This is a genomic window from Blautia sp. HCN-1074 (assembly GCF_037890165.1).
In the GTDB taxonomy this organism is placed as follows: domain Bacteria; phylum Bacillota; class Clostridia; order Lachnospirales; family Lachnospiraceae; genus Blautia_A.
Map to the genome: position 1 here is coordinate 343,277 of NZ_JBBKBP010000001.1, position 12,181 is coordinate 355,457.

18 protein-coding genes and 2 pseudogenes are annotated in these 12,181 nt (G+C 38.5%); 1 reads left to right on the top strand and 19 read right to left on the bottom strand.

What is annotated here, in order from left to right; translation table 11 throughout:
* The 12 genes from WKT11_RS01660 to WKT11_RS01715 form a co-directional block, all read right to left on the bottom strand.
* Positions 1-732 (bottom strand): lantibiotic immunity ABC transporter MutE/EpiE family permease subunit, encoded by a 732-nt coding sequence (locus tag WKT11_RS01660; RefSeq protein WP_340282006.1) that lies wholly within the window; start codon positions 730-732, stop codon positions 1-3.
* Positions 725-1,438, bottom strand: coding sequence for a lantibiotic protection ABC transporter ATP-binding protein (locus WKT11_RS01665; protein ID WP_340282008.1), 714 nt, complete (start codon positions 1,436-1,438; stop codon positions 725-727). The genes WKT11_RS01660 and WKT11_RS01665 overlap by 8 nt, the downstream gene beginning before the upstream one ends.
* 190 nt (positions 1,439-1,628) lie before the next feature.
* Positions 1,629-2,303, bottom strand: coding sequence for a GNAT family N-acetyltransferase (locus WKT11_RS01670; RefSeq protein ID WP_340282010.1), 675 nt, complete (start codon positions 2,301-2,303; stop codon positions 1,629-1,631).
* Positions 2,275-2,856, bottom strand: coding sequence for a TetR/AcrR family transcriptional regulator (locus WKT11_RS01675; RefSeq protein ID WP_340282012.1), 582 nt, complete (start codon positions 2,854-2,856; stop codon positions 2,275-2,277). The genes WKT11_RS01670 and WKT11_RS01675 overlap by 29 nt, the downstream gene beginning before the upstream one ends.
* Before the next feature lie 109 nt (positions 2,857-2,965).
* Positions 2,966-3,841 (bottom strand): AraC family transcriptional regulator, encoded by an 876-nt coding sequence (locus WKT11_RS01680; protein ID WP_340282014.1) that lies wholly within the window; start codon positions 3,839-3,841, stop codon positions 2,966-2,968.
* Complete coding sequence (locus WKT11_RS01685) at positions 3,831-5,168, bottom strand: MATE family efflux transporter (protein WP_340282016.1); 1,338 nt, start codon at positions 5,166-5,168, stop codon at positions 3,831-3,833. Before WKT11_RS01685 ends, WKT11_RS01680 begins: the two co-directional genes overlap by 11 nt.
* Positions 5,169-5,240: 72 nt before the next feature.
* A complete protein-coding gene (locus WKT11_RS01690; protein ID WP_340282018.1) occupies positions 5,241-5,615 on the bottom strand; it encodes a hypothetical protein in 375 nt (124 codons plus the stop codon).
* A gap of 16 nt (positions 5,616-5,631) precedes the next feature.
* Entirely contained in the window at positions 5,632-6,303 is a 672-nt protein-coding gene (locus tag WKT11_RS01695; protein WP_340282020.1) for a helix-turn-helix domain-containing protein, read from the bottom strand.
* A 77-nt stretch (positions 6,304-6,380) separates the two neighbouring features.
* Complete coding sequence (locus tag WKT11_RS01700) at positions 6,381-7,139, bottom strand: N-acetyltransferase (protein ID WP_340282022.1); 759 nt, start codon at positions 7,137-7,139, stop codon at positions 6,381-6,383.
* Positions 7,140-7,380: 241 nt separating this feature from the next.
* Positions 7,381-7,596, bottom strand: coding sequence for a hypothetical protein (locus WKT11_RS19925; protein ID WP_445291922.1), 216 nt, complete (start codon positions 7,594-7,596; stop codon positions 7,381-7,383).
* Positions 7,597-7,914: 318 nt separating this feature from the next.
* A complete protein-coding gene (locus tag WKT11_RS01710) occupies positions 7,915-8,343 on the bottom strand; it encodes a GNAT family N-acetyltransferase (RefSeq protein WP_340282024.1) in 429 nt (142 codons plus the stop codon).
* 4 nt (positions 8,344-8,347) lie between these two features.
* Positions 8,348-8,995, bottom strand: coding sequence for a methyltransferase family protein (locus WKT11_RS01715; protein WP_340282026.1), 648 nt, complete (start codon positions 8,993-8,995; stop codon positions 8,348-8,350).
* Positions 8,996-9,043: 48 nt separating this feature from the next.
* Between WKT11_RS01715 and WKT11_RS01720 the strand changes: the two are divergent.
* Positions 9,044-9,190: pseudogene (locus tag WKT11_RS01720) on the top strand (16S rRNA (cytosine(1402)-N(4))-methyltransferase RsmH); the annotation flags it as partial.
* A gap of 5 nt (positions 9,191-9,195) precedes the next feature.
* Here WKT11_RS01720 and WKT11_RS01725 read toward each other — a convergent pair.
* From WKT11_RS01725 to WKT11_RS01755, 7 genes and pseudogenes are all read right to left on the bottom strand, one after another.
* Positions 9,196-9,801, bottom strand: coding sequence for an HD domain-containing protein (locus WKT11_RS01725; protein ID WP_340282028.1), 606 nt, complete (start codon positions 9,799-9,801; stop codon positions 9,196-9,198).
* An 83-nt stretch (positions 9,802-9,884) separates the two neighbouring features.
* Positions 9,885-10,301 (bottom strand): YjdF family protein, encoded by a 417-nt coding sequence (locus WKT11_RS01730; RefSeq protein WP_340282030.1) that lies wholly within the window; start codon positions 10,299-10,301, stop codon positions 9,885-9,887.
* Between the two features lie 266 nt (positions 10,302-10,567).
* Positions 10,568-10,699, bottom strand: coding sequence for a hypothetical protein (locus WKT11_RS01735; protein ID WP_340282032.1), 132 nt, complete (start codon positions 10,697-10,699; stop codon positions 10,568-10,570).
* Positions 10,700-10,846: 147 nt separating this feature from the next.
* Positions 10,847-10,969 carry a hypothetical protein gene (locus tag WKT11_RS01740; RefSeq protein ID WP_340282034.1) on the bottom strand — a complete coding sequence of 41 codons (123 nt, stop codon included), beginning with the start codon at positions 10,967-10,969 and terminating at the stop codon, positions 10,847-10,849.
* A 229-nt stretch (positions 10,970-11,198) separates the two neighbouring features.
* Positions 11,199-11,381 (bottom strand): annotated as a pseudogene (locus WKT11_RS01745) (LPD16 domain-containing protein); the annotation flags it as partial.
* A 115-nt stretch (positions 11,382-11,496) separates the two neighbouring features.
* Complete coding sequence (locus WKT11_RS01750; protein WP_340282036.1) at positions 11,497-11,745, bottom strand: Uma2 family endonuclease; 249 nt, start codon at positions 11,743-11,745, stop codon at positions 11,497-11,499.
* A 47-nt stretch (positions 11,746-11,792) separates the two neighbouring features.
* A complete protein-coding gene (locus tag WKT11_RS01755; protein ID WP_059086556.1) occupies positions 11,793-12,155 on the bottom strand; it encodes a YccF domain-containing protein in 363 nt (120 codons plus the stop codon).
* Positions 12,156-12,181 lie beyond the last annotated feature (26 nt).

Consider the following 12,181-nt stretch of genomic DNA (forward strand, 5'->3'; position numbering starts at 1 on the left):
TTACTTCACCTCTCTTCCCTCAAACCATTTCAAAAGCAAAACTGTTACAAGAACAAACCAGATCATTGAGAGGCAGATCCCCGGAGCAATGACTCCCGTATTCAAAAAAGGATTTCCAGTTTCCGCGGCAAGACCATTCGGTAAAATATGAAGCAGCGGGCACATCATCCTCATAGGAATTGCAGAGACAAGTACATACCAGATTCTGGTTTGTGATATCACTACACCGCTGACGGTAATAAACAAGCAGACAATCAGGTTTACAATCATTCCAAAGCGTTCACTTAAAAATAAAGCTACCGGAATCTCCCATAGCTCAGAAACAGTCAGAAACAATACTGCAATCAACGCTCCTCCCACCGGAACATGTGTCGTCAGAAGAAAGCCTCCAATCGATGCGCCTGCAAACACAATCACATTGGAAAACAGAATCATGCACCCAATATAAATAATTTTCCCCAGCAACAATTTTCTTCTGTCTGTGGGAATAGTCGTTAAATGATAGTATTTTATCTTTTTCTCCTGCGCCACAGAAAGATAACAAAATAGAGCAATCATCCCCGGCAGCAAAAGTGTATACCACCAGTTCCAAACACTTTCTGCATAAGCATTTGTCATCCCAAGAGTAAATATAAATGCCATGACAAATGTAAGAAGAGGAAATCCCCAGATAAACTTTTTTCGCATGGTTCTTTTGGCTTTTTGATGTTCTGCTTTTATAATATTAACCATGGATTTCACCTGCTTTCTGGTTTTTTCTTACCACATTCATAAACAAATCTTCAAGATTATCTCCCTGCTTTAATGCTCCTTCGTATCCTAAGATTCCACCTGAAATAATCCCGACTTTATCTGCAAGTAACTGTACCTCCGAGAGAATATGACTAGAGAGAATTACAGTGATTCCCTGTTCCGGAAAAGACCGAATCAGCTCTCGTAATTCCTCGATGCCTATTGGATCTAATCCATTCGTAGGTTCATCCAATATCAAAAGTTCCGGTTCTCCAAGCAATGCCATTGCAATGCCTAGTCTTTGCTTCATTCCCAAAGAAAACTGCCCTGCTTTCTTCTTTCCAGTGTTTGTAAGTGATACAATCTGCAAGACCTCATCAATTCTGTTTTCATCTGTACCAAGCAATAATTGTCTTACCTTCAAATTCTCTCTGGCGGAAAGATTTTCATAAATAGGCGGATTCTCAATTAACGCTCCTATTTTTGATAAATCTTTCCTATTCCATGTTATTCCATCAAAGTAAATCTTGCCTGCAGTTGGTTTCATCATACCAGTCAGCATTTTCAATGTGGTAGATTTACCAGCACCATTCGGTCCAAGCAGTCCATAAATCTGTCCCTTATCTATATTAAGTGAAATATTATTTACCGCTTTCTGCTTTTTAAAGCATTTACATAGATTTTGTGTCTGCAACATCATTTCCATCTTTACTATCCTTCCTTCTATATTTCATTTCTTACTGAAATATAACCTAACAGAAAAAAATAAAGATTTGATGAAGATTTATTCCCGTATGGAATAAACCATCAATTGAATATCATTATCAGGACTCGGCTTTCCACCTTTTTTCAGCCTTTTTCCATTACTTTCATCTAAATTTACCTCCTGCTTTTCATCATTCAAAAATCTGTCCCGGAAGTTTTTTCTTCTCCATATACGGGAACTCTCTATCAAATGCCTCTGCTTCCTTTTCATTTACCAGATACCCTGCTGGTGTTGCATATTCACCTGTTATGCCATTCAGATAACCTGGAATCAGTTCTTTACATAAGAAAAAGAAAGCATCCTCCCCTTCTGGCAATCCATGGTAACGAATACCAAATTCACTTGCCTGTTTAAATCCGCTTTTTCCATAAAAATCAATATTTCCTTCAAAGCATACTGCTCCGCATCCAAGCTCTTTTGCTTTTTCTAAAGAATAATCTAGTAAAATCTTTCCATACCCCTTCCTTTTAAGCTCCGGTGCAATACAGATCGGTCCCATAGTCATAATGGGAATACTTCTGCCATCATCGGCTGCAATCACAGCCTTCATAAACATGTTCTGTCCAATCAACTGTCCATCTAATGTCATGACAAAATCCAACTCTGGAACAAATGCCGGATCATTGCGAAGCTGATGGAGTACATAATGCTCCAGACAGCCTGGTCGATACACATTCCAGAAACTCTCCCTTACCAGATTTTCTACCTCATGGTGTTCATTTTCTCTTTCCAATCGAATGATAATATTTTCCTTCATTTTCTTTTTCTCCATTTCTTTATATAATGCAACTAATAGTTTTTTCAAACTGCTCTTTTATCCTTTTTTTATCCTTTGCTCCATCATACAGACTATAATAGAAAAACATGATGGAATAAAACATGGTTGCTTTTTTATCTGTCTCCACAACACCCATGCTCTTGAATAAATCCTTCACATATTCTACCGGGCCAGACACAAGATACTGCTGATACAATGCCTGCATCTCCTCATTCCGAAACTGCTCTAATGTAAGCATCTTTCGAAATGACGATGCAAAATCATTTTCTGTCCAATACGAAAACATAGATTTACTGTATTCCATGAAATTGTCCGCAGAAATCTCTTCATACTGTTCAGGTTCATTTTCCTTTTTATCAGCAGGCATATCATATTCCTCTGCCTGTTCGCCATCTCCCTGCTCCATCCTTTTTACGATATAGTCAAAAATAGCTCTCTTACTCTCATAATGCCTATACAATGCACCTTTTGTCATACCAAGCTCACCCGCAATCTGACTGACAGAAACTGCTTCATATCCATCTCTCGCAAATAAATGTAATGCAACAATCAATATATCTTCCTTTGTAGTTTTTGACATACACAAATCTCCTGTTCCGCAAAATAAACGACCGTTTACATTTTAATTATAGTAAACGGTCGTTTATTTGTCAAGTCAGATATCTCTACACATTTTTACATAACTTTGTTTATGACTGTTTTGTCTTTAATGGGAAACAGATATCTATTTCCATATACCCACTTTCCTCTACTTTCCGGTAAATATCTATGATTGGACGTTCATCCAGCTCATTTCCGGTCCGTGACAGCCATCTACAAAATATCTCCTGATATACCATAAACAGAAGCTGCGGTATTCCCTTAAAATGATAAACTGCATATTTACCACCCTCAAAATCATGAAGCAGAACTTCAGGATGTTCTTTTAACTTTTGATCGTCTGGCATAACTGTCTGGCATAATTCATACATACAGCAATTCTCATCTGTGATGGATGGATCATCAATCGTACATTCTATATATAGCGTATCTTCTGTTGAAAAATACTTATACTTCTCAATGAAATCACACCATTCATCCGGCAGATTATGATAATTTCCTTTTTTACGCTCATATAACACTGTAAAAGGTGCAAGATATTCTACCGTAATTTTACTTCCGGCATCATCCAGATCGTCCAGTGTCATACCATGGGAAAAAGAACTGTCCTCCACCATCTGTTCGCTGCTCCTGCGGTAATCTGCCGGAGAAATATCCAGATGTTTTTTAAATGCGGTAGCAAAATTAGACGAAGAATAACCATAAGTCTCACCTATCTCCGTAATACTTCTTTCCTTCTCCACCTTCAGATGCCATGCACTACGCTCTAAGCGTACTCTTTTGATAAACTGATAAAGAGCTTCATCTGTATCTTCTTTAAACATCCGTGTCAGATGATATTTGGAATAGGAACAGTATTTTGCCACATCCTCAACCATAATATCCTCATCAATATGCTCAAAAATATAATTGATTGCCTGATTGATCACAGCTTTTCTTATGGTAATGCTCTCTTTATCTTCCATTTTCTTCCTCTTTGTTCTTTCTCACCTGCCTGCGAATCAATACAAATGTGACGATTGCCGTCAGTATTTCCGCACAAGGAGATGCCATCCACACTCCATTCATTCCAAAGATTGCCGGAAATATCAGTATAAATGCCAGCAATAGCACGATTCCCCGCAGTGATGAAATAATCGCAGATGATTTTGCATCGCCACAGCTTGTAAAATACATGGAGCCTGTCACATCATATCCCATAGCAAGAAATGTAATTGCATAGATGCGAAAACCGGTTGCTACCATATCTGCAATACTGTTACTGCAGCCAAATATTTCAGCATATCTTTTTCCTGCTATAAAAAAGCTAAGTGCAGTCAATGTTCCGATTGCCAGCAAAATCCGGTTTGTTATACTGCGGATCTTAGTGGCTGTCTCTTTTTCTTTGGCACCCCAGCAGATGCTTACAATCGGTGAGATTCCCTGTCCAAATCCAATACAAACCATACTGTATCCATATACAACAAACCCCAGAATTGTGAAGGCTGCTACTCCGTCTGCTCCCACATACTTCATCAGTACATAGTTAAATGCGAACATAGAGATTGCACTTGCCATCTCCCCGATAAATTCAGAAGATCCATTCAGAATCATCTCTTTACCGATTGCTCTGTCAAAGACAAAACATCTGAATCTGATGATAGTATCCGGCAGAAAGAAAAACATAAGCTGTACCAACACCGTTACCAACTGCACCAGCAGAGAACCTATTGCACTTCCTTTCACTCCCAGTTCCATCCTTGCGACAAACATATAATCCAATACTACATTTAATATACATCCGGCGATACTCACCAGCATACATAACTGTGGTTTTCCATTCACCCGGATAAACATTCCAAGTATCGTTCCCAGCACCATAAGAGGATAGGTAAACAACATAATCCTGTAATAGTCTGTAAAATAACCTGATAATTCACCATCTGCTCTTAAGAATCCAAGTATCGGTGTAAACAGCACAAATACTGCCAGTGATAGGATAACACCAATTACGACCGCTGTAACCATTGTCTGTGCAAATACCTCAGACGCTTTTTGTCTTTTTTTTGCTCCTAAGAGCCGTCCACTGATAACAGAGCCACCCACACCTACACAAAGTCCTGCTCCCAGATAAACATATAGGATTGGTAGTCCAAGATTGATTGCTGCCAGTGCATTGTCTCCCACATAATTTCCTGTAAAATAGCCATCTGTAATCGTTATCACAGTCTGTAACAGCATTGCTATAATGCTTGGAATTGAAAACTGTAGTATTGTTTTCAACTTGTTGTTCTTAATTTGTTTGATATTCATAATTGCAGCTCTCCTTTACAATATCCCATTATAGAGATGCAATTACAATAATACTTCTGAATTTGTGCTGCCTTATCTTTTTACAGCATATACATACCCTACTCCTACCGGAGCATTCATCTGATGCATTGGATTTGCCTGATTATATTCCCTGAAATATCTGTAGGTCATATCATTCTCATCCAAATGTTCTTCTATTTTGAAGCCATGCTTATCTAAAACAGATGGTGATAATTGTCTGTCCAGAATGAGTCTTAACCCTTCCTCCCTCGTCCCTTCAAATCCAGGGTAGAAAAAGTCTATCCCATCAGACATACTCTTTGCTATCTGATGGGAATCCTCTCCAAGCAGTTTTTCCGCAATATCATCTGTAAAAATGCGAATGCTGTTATTTTTATAATGATAAGCCCTTGCAAAACAGCTTACCTTTGCTGTCATATTGTCCATTCCAATCCCCCTCGTATTACCCAAATAGTATTTTTGCCGCTGACTCTAACTGTCTTCTTTCTTCAGTATTATCATATCCGTTCCTTCGGTCATCAATCCCTTTCACTACATCCAGATAAAACAGTCCACTCCGATTGCAGTATAAATAGATTTTCTTCACACCATTCATTTTAAATCTCGCCTCTGCACTGCCCTGTGGATACAGCTTCACCATCTGTATCCTGTCTGTAGAAACAGCCGCGATAAACGAAATATAATGCTGCTTTGTCATATCGTGCTCAATCTGCACATAATATTCATCTTCCACCTGTTCTACGAAGATTTTATGATGTTCGTCTGTCTCCTCAGCTTCTTCCTGCTGTAGCTGCAATCCATGACACTGAATTACTGTTTCTCCCATGCTGTGAACGATATTTCCACACACCGGACACACATAAAAATGTGAACGCAGCATATTGGCTGATACATTGGAATTAACTATTGTATTGCCGGAAATAAGCTCTGTCACCGACACCGATAATGCATTGGCAATGGATTCTAATAGTGTGATATCCGGATATCCTTTCGCTGTTTCCCATTTGGAAATTGTCTTTGCACTGACTGACAATTTATCTGCCAGTTGCTGTTGTGTCATGTTTTTTTCCTCACGCAGTCTCTTTATGACTGCACCTGTTACATACTGATTCATGTTCATAACCTCCATGACACCATTCTATCTCAGCGTATGAATATCCTCAACCTACGGAGAGTAGAGTTCGAATTTGCTCATTTATTTTTCATCCCATCCAGAAGCTTTATAAATCTTTTATCATTCATCTGCTCATTCGTGACATATTCTCCGTTATAAAATAATGCATAGGTTGTAACCGGTGTCGGAGCATTCTGTGCTTCTTCTTTCGTTTCCAGTCTGGTTGCCTGAAACGGAACCTCTCTTTCCCTGGCAACTTCAAGAAGCACCGGAACATATTTTGCATTAAACGGACATTGATTGGTATAGTACAGTACATAGTCTGTCTGCTCAATGTGTGGATGCTTCGCACCCTTCTTAAATTCAGGCTTAGCCGCATCCAAAGAAAAAGGCAGATACCAGAGCTGAATACCATTATCTGCTTCATCACAGACTGTAAAGCCCTTATATTTCAGGAACTTCGGGTCTGCCAGAAAAGGCTTTTTCCTAACGGCTGACAGGATACAGATTCCCTTTTTCCCCTTCGCTTTGCTGTCTTCTATACAGGCATTCAGTAAATCAGTCGAATAACCATTGCCTTTGAAAGAACCAGCCACCCACAGACAGTCAATATACATATAACCCTCTGCTATGATTGGATTCCATGCATTTTCTGCCGGAATATACTCGATAAAGCATTTTCCACGCTCTATACTCTTGAGAAATACCAATCCATCATCAAATCGCTCTTTCAGCCAGTTTTTCTTTGATATTACCTGTATATCCTTGTTGCTTGAAATCGCACAGCAAATATGCTCTTTTTCTATATTTTCTTTCGTCACTCTTATATATTTCATGGATTTCCTTCCTACTTATTCTTAAAGTTTAAAAATGCTGCTGTTAATAATAATCTCTCCGTCATTTTGTACTGTATCAAGAGAATGTGCAATCCTATCTGCTATTTCTATCTTACTTCCAGATGTAGGCATGCTCCCCTTTTCTGTTTTGGTGCTGGTAACTCCGCATACATAGCATCAAACAATCCTATTATCCACTTCCTCTACCAACAGCATCCTCTTTGCTCCATCATATGGCAATTCATACGGAGCTGTCGGCATATACCGGACAGCTGATAAAGAAAACACCATGTACCATCATCAAGTATTTCAGCCACTTGTCCGCTTTTGAAGTCGGATTCATAGAAAGGCCGATGAAAAATGTGGAGAGAGCCATCATTCCATAACCCAGCAAATCATAATTGAACAGCAGACCACCTCGCTGATAATCCAATATTCGAATAGCTTGTTCATTCAAGTTCTCCAATCGGACACTCGTTGTCTGTGCGAAATACATTAAAAGAATCAACACCGCATAGATAATGACAATAGCAACACCAATATTTGCAGGAACCCGTCGATTCTCACAACTTTCATATTGAAATCACACTGCCATCATGATGTATCCCAATGGCAAAAACATACACACGAGGTATGAACCAAATGAGAAATCAATGAGCATATATACAGCAAATAGAAAGACCGCTATTGTGACAACCGCCGCGCCTATTTTTGGAATTGTTCTGTTCATCATTTTTCCTCCGCAAATTCTTTTTTCTCACTCTACAACTGGAGTTTAACGATTCCATACCATTACGAATTCTTTTTCGTCTGTATTGTTATCTGTGTTTTCGGATTGAATGACAAATTCTTCTCGCAGATAAAATTGAATAGCCTTCTTATTCTTCTGATAAACGCTTAATCTTAGTGTGGATTTACCTTCTTTAGCGTGATTTAACAGTTGCTTTCCGATTCCTTTTGATTGTACTGCTTTTTTCACAAAAATGCCTTCAATGTAGTTATCGTTCATTCCAATGAATCCGACTATCTGCTTTGTGCAATCATCTTCATATACATATATTTTTGCAAGGGGTATCATTTCTTTTACTGTATCAAAATTGCTCTGCCAATAATCCGAAGATATAAAACTGTGTGTCTGAATATTCGTATTCAGCCATATTTGCATCACTGCATCTATATCACCATCAACATATTTCCTAATCACTTCTTCACCTCAAATATCCGCTGTTATGTCGCTTCTTTTTCTCTCTGCTTCTGAGCCTCCTTCCCAGATAGCGAAAAACATGTTTCCGATACTCTCTATATGAATCTCCATAGTTTTCTGTAAGATACCGCTCCTCCTGTAATATCTGCAAATGCAGCATGATGATAGCAAATGCAGATACTGTAAGCATTGGCAGATTAAAATACATCAATAGCAGCCCTATATACATAAAATCAAAACCCAAAAATGCCGGATTCCGGCTATAACGATAAATTCCGGATGTGACCAGTTCTGTTCTATCCTTATCAGGTATTCCTGCTCTCCAGCTATCCTTCATACAAAGAACCGAAATCAGAAATATCAGATCACCTAACATGCCTATGCAAAAACCGGTAAACCTTGCGTTTGCACGCATATGATTCCACCCGAATATCATGGACATTATCTGAATAACAGGAGCGGAAAAAGTTGCAATACTCATCAACACTTCTACTCTATGTACCGATTTTTCTTTCACTCTTCCTATCTGATGTGTCTGTATTCCATGTCGCTTCTGCGATATCATCTTGACAAAATAAATAGCATAAAATACTGCAAGTACAATAATCGCTAACCACGAATACAGCAAATTCTCGTCTATAGTATATTTCATATTTTCTTCGCCCTCTCTTTCCTCTATCCAAACAGCATATTTCTCCATAAACTGGTGAAGAAAGCATTGAAAGCCGGATATAAAGAAGGAATTTATTCCGATTATTCCAAAGATGTGATCCGCCCATCTGCGCAGGAATGTGCACAGAATGGACGGGCAAGATCTACAAAGATGCGCTGGGCAGTGAAAACGTAAGCGTCTTATTCGATAATATTTCCTTTGCGGATATTATCTTTAAGAATCTGGTCAGTGACCTCATAGAGACGTTCGGAGCCTTGACGGGTCTTTACCTGTCTTCCATAAACCTGATCGGCATGCACTTTATGTTCTCGCCAGTCGGCTCCTCCATTACTGTTATTTAAAAGAAGAGGCTGCAGATTATCCATCGCGTGAGCGAATTTGGATTCTGCAGTTTTTGCTTCTTCAAATTCATCAAAGAGTAAGATCAGTTCTTCTTTCTGTGTGGCAGGGAGAAGAGAAAAGATACGTTCTTTGGCGGCGTCTTCCCTTGTTTTTTGTGTCTTGAGCGCTTCTGTGTCATAGGCGTAAGTATCGCCGGCATCGATTTCTACAATGTCATGGATGAGACACATGAGCATGACTTTTGTAATATCAACAGGTTCATTCGAATACTCTTTTAAAAGATAAGCCATGATTGCCATGTGCCAGGCATGTTCCGAATCATTTTCGCGTCTTCCGTGTCCGGACAGATGTGTCTGTCTTAATATATTTTTCTCTTTATCGATTTCTAAAATAAACTGTAACTGTTGTCTTAAATTTTCATTGATCTCAAATATATTTTCCATATGAATTGATCTCCTTTATATGTATTAATTATAGAATATCGCAAGCGATGTACAAATTCCAGTTGAACGAGTAAAGCAAGATGCTAACGCCCCCTGTGCTTTTCTCGTTTCTTTTGCTGTTTCATCTCAAACATTCGCTGTTCTTCCGCTTCTTTTTTCTCTCTGCTTCTAATCTTGCGTTCCTGTTTGTTTTGTTCCTGTTGTAATTTCAATGCCTGCTGCGATTTTGTTCCAATACCTGTTTCCTGCATTTGCCTTTTCGCTTCACGCTGCATCCTTTTTGGATTTCTTTTTATATCCCTCACAACAGTATCAACAGCCGGACTGAATTTCAAACTCGCATAATATTTTTGAATATACTGCTGCACCTCATAATCTTTTGGTTCTGCTCCAAAAGTCACCTTTGCTACAGACAGCTTACCGTCCTCGATACGCTCAAATACACCTACCCAAAATGGTTCTTCAAAATATACCGTCAATTTTCCACTTACTTTGTCCATAAAAATCCCTCCTAAAATAATTGTTGAACAAAGAATGGATAACCCGGAGGGGCAGGTTACTTACCCTATTTACATAGGACGGCTGGGCGTCTACACTCTGTTTCGGTCCGCGCAAAGCTGATGTCCCCCGGACATTATGCGCCCTACCAGCTCTAGTACATTGTTAAATATACATTGCGTTTTTATCACGGACCAATTGGATTTTGTCCATATTTACAAGCATCGTTTTTGATGCCCTGCATATATAACTTCTCTTTACATCTTCCTCAACCTGATACAACGCTGAGCTTATATAATTCATCTGCCGTATACGCAAAAGCATTGCCATCCACAGTCTCAAAATATAGGATATCTTCTATTCTTATGGAAACACATGCATTATCCTGTGTATATCCCATAATCGTATCGCCTTTATGCTTTACATATTCTTTTAATTCCTACAACACTTCCTATAATTCCTATCACGCAAAAAACAAAAACAATACTGCAAAGTATTTTTCCAAATTTTGAAAATTTCTGTATTTTGTCCAAAGAACTCATATAATTCACCGCCTTTCATTCTTTTCTATGCTTCTTTTATCAAGGATTACGACATATCCCGCATTAACAGCTTTTACATCACCGAAGTTCTTGGTTAGATGACTTATTTTTATGATATCTGATCCCATTTTGTTCTCCTTTTTTCTCAACCTGCTCTACAATTTTTAACAGCAGAAGCAACAACATTGCTATAGATTTTATGTATCTGATTTTGTTTTATCGTATATTTATCTATATGTCTATATGAGCATTACCAAAATGCATAATATATGAACCAAGATGCAAGAAAACGCAAAAAAGGACGCAGGATATTTCTCCCACGCCCCAATTACTATCTGGTTTTATCTTCTCTTACAAATCTTCATCGTAAAAGGAATAATCATATCCTTCTTCTGTTCTCTGAATAGCAAAATGTCGTTCTTCCACCTCATATGCCAGTTCACCAAGAACCTGTTCTTCCAGATTCAGGAAAGAATCCAACTGTTCAAAACTGATACTGTCTACAAAATGAGCAGTTACTTTTTCCCCGTCATCCAGCAAATCCTCTACACCTTCTTGATCTGCCTGTCTCAATGCATCTGCCAGATTTCACACCAAAAGCCCCTAGGATTAACTCCCGAGGGCTTTCATACTGTCTCATATTAAATTATGATACTCATTCTATATTCTCAAACATTTCAGCCAGTGTCATAGAAATGTTAGGAAAGTCTTTCAGTGTCACCACTGTATCTGTATTATAATGTTCTTCTTCTGGATCATCCTGAAGAATGTAACTGTATTTCAAGTCATATTTACCATTTTCCAGATAATAGATTTCTACAGCCCGCTCTCTTGGTGAAATGATCCAGTATTCCTTAACACCTGCGGAACGATATTTCAGAAGCTTCAATATTAATATTACCATCCGTAAATAATATTATTTCATTTTTCATCAATAAGGCCTTACACATTCTACCCTATCACACTCGCACCAAATGGCATGAAAGAGAGTCTTGCCATCTTGAAGAACTGCTTTCCAAATGGAATTCCAACTATCGTAATGCACCAAATACAACCCACTATCAGGTTTCCAAGTGCCATTTCCCATCCAAAAAATATAATCCATATAAGATTTACCAGAAACGAAAACATGCCATTTCCATATACGATTTCTTTTCCAAACGGCCAGAATGCCAAGGTTGCAAATTTAAAGCATTGCAGACCTACCGGAATTCCAATAATTGTAATACACCATATGCAACCTGCAAAAATCCATGCCAGTCCGCCCAGTAATCCTCCAAATATAAACCAAAGGATATTACCTATAGTTCTCATAACAACATCTCCTCCTTATCCAATGT

Coding starts and splice junctions, on each gene's coding strand:
- WKT11_RS01665 (WP_340282008.1), bottom strand. CDS start 1,438: ATGGAAATGATGTTGCAGACACAAAATCTATGTAAATGCTTTAAAAAG.
- WKT11_RS01690 (WP_340282018.1), bottom strand. CDS start 5,615: ATGGACAATATGACAGCAAAGGTAAGCTGTTTTGCAAGGGCTTATCAT.
- WKT11_RS01740 (WP_340282034.1), bottom strand. CDS start 10,969: ATGGGATCAGATATCATAAAAATAAGTCATCTAACCAAGAACTTCGGT.
- WKT11_RS01715 (WP_340282026.1), bottom strand. CDS start 8,995: ATGAAATATACTATAGACGAGAATTTGCTGTATTCGTGGTTAGCGATT.
- WKT11_RS01685 (WP_340282016.1), bottom strand. CDS start 5,168: ATGAATATCAAACAAATTAAGAACAACAAGTTGAAAACAATACTACAG.
- WKT11_RS01750 (WP_340282036.1), bottom strand. CDS start 11,745: ATGGTAATATTAATATTGAAGCTTCTGAAATATCGTTCCGCAGGTGTT.
- WKT11_RS01680 (WP_340282014.1), bottom strand. CDS start 3,841: ATGGAAGATAAAGAGAGCATTACCATAAGAAAAGCTGTGATCAATCAG.
- WKT11_RS01725 (WP_340282028.1), bottom strand. CDS start 9,801: ATGGAAAATATATTTGAGATCAATGAAAATTTAAGACAACAGTTACAG.
- WKT11_RS01700 (WP_340282022.1), bottom strand. CDS start 7,139: ATGAAATATATAAGAGTGACGAAAGAAAATATAGAAAAAGAGCATATT.
- WKT11_RS01730 (WP_340282030.1), bottom strand. CDS start 10,301: ATGGACAAAGTAAGTGGAAAATTGACGGTATATTTTGAAGAACCATTT.
- WKT11_RS01675 (WP_340282012.1), bottom strand. CDS start 2,856: ATGTCAAAAACTACAAAGGAAGATATATTGATTGTTGCATTACATTTA.
- WKT11_RS01695 (WP_340282020.1), bottom strand. CDS start 6,303: ATGAATCAGTATGTAACAGGTGCAGTCATAAAGAGACTGCGTGAGGAA.
- WKT11_RS01755 (WP_059086556.1), bottom strand. CDS start 12,155: ATGAGAACTATAGGTAATATCCTTTGGTTTATATTTGGAGGATTACTG.
- WKT11_RS01660 (WP_340282006.1), bottom strand. CDS start 732: ATGGTTAATATTATAAAAGCAGAACATCAAAAAGCCAAAAGAACCATG.
- WKT11_RS01735 (WP_340282032.1), bottom strand. CDS start 10,699: ATGGGATATACACAGGATAATGCATGTGTTTCCATAAGAATAGAAGAT.